The sequence below is a fragment of the Enterobacter sp. 940_PEND genome (assembly GCF_001059415.1).
Lineage (GTDB): Bacteria > Pseudomonadota > Gammaproteobacteria > Enterobacterales > Enterobacteriaceae > Enterobacter > Enterobacter cloacae_M.
The window spans coordinates 1-979 of sequence record NZ_JUMS01000108.1; the positions used below are offsets into that span (position 1 = coordinate 1).

At 37.8% G+C, this 979-nt stretch carries 1 protein-coding gene; it reads left to right on the forward strand.

The window, feature by feature from the left end; all coding sequences use genetic code 11:
• Positions 1–206: 206 nt before the first annotated feature.
• A complete protein-coding gene (locus ADJ24_RS15085) occupies positions 207–530 on the forward strand; it encodes a hypothetical protein (RefSeq protein WP_017899891.1) in 324 nt (107 codons plus the stop codon).
• The last annotated feature ends 449 nt before the right edge of the window (positions 531–979 follow it).

Sequence of the window (979 nt, forward strand, 5' to 3'; positions counted from 1 at the left end):
GGGCATTATCTGAACATAAAACACTATCAATAAGTTGGAGTCATTACCCGTGTTATAAAGCTAATGTACGCATACATTAGCCTTAAAATTAGCCGTGCATCGTAACTAATTATTCATTAATTGAGGAATTTTGACCGATACAGTTTGTCATTCTAAATAAGAACAACATATAATGAATTCGACAGCATTTAATTAAGGAGTGATTTATGAATGGGTATATCGTCACAATCATTATCGCATTCATTTTCGGTCCCATTCTGGCGTTACCGGTAATGTTCTTCGGTTTGTTTAATATAATGGATTTTGCGCTGTATTCATTCCCCATATTTTTCTTTTGTATTATGGGGTACAGGCAAGATAAGAGGGTTAAGGATGCTTTTAAGGGATTAATACCGGGCCTAATTGTATCTCTGATTCTGACGACTTTTGTTCTGTTTGTTAAAGATCAGAGCGACTGTACGAATAAATATGACTCAGGCAGTCTGTCTGCTGCTGTGTGTGAGAGACTTGAGGGACCAGGATTTAGATAACGGAAGCCTTAACGGTGGCGCAGCTCGTCACGGAACGCTTCAATCTTACTGTACGAAAACGAATAATATGGTTAATTTCTAGATACTAGCGCTTCAGTACTGATACCTGAAGCCGCCCGGGTCTGGATGCGACAGGATGAACGTGCTACAAAAGCAGATGATATCACCAGAGACGGGTTTCAAGAATTTGGTGACCTTAAGATTAAAAAAATATAACATAATTCTGATTGGATAATTTTGATGATAAAATTCTATCAATATAGATCAGCAGAAATAACAAAGATAATTTTAAAAGATAGTACTTTGAAATTCACAAACCCTATGGATTTCAATGACCCATTTGATTTTCACCCCACAGTTCCTGATGTAGGCTTTAACAAGTTCATTAAAAGAGTTAATGGGGTCGGTTCCGGCTGAGGGCGAAATGACACCCTAAGCTTTCGGTTCCT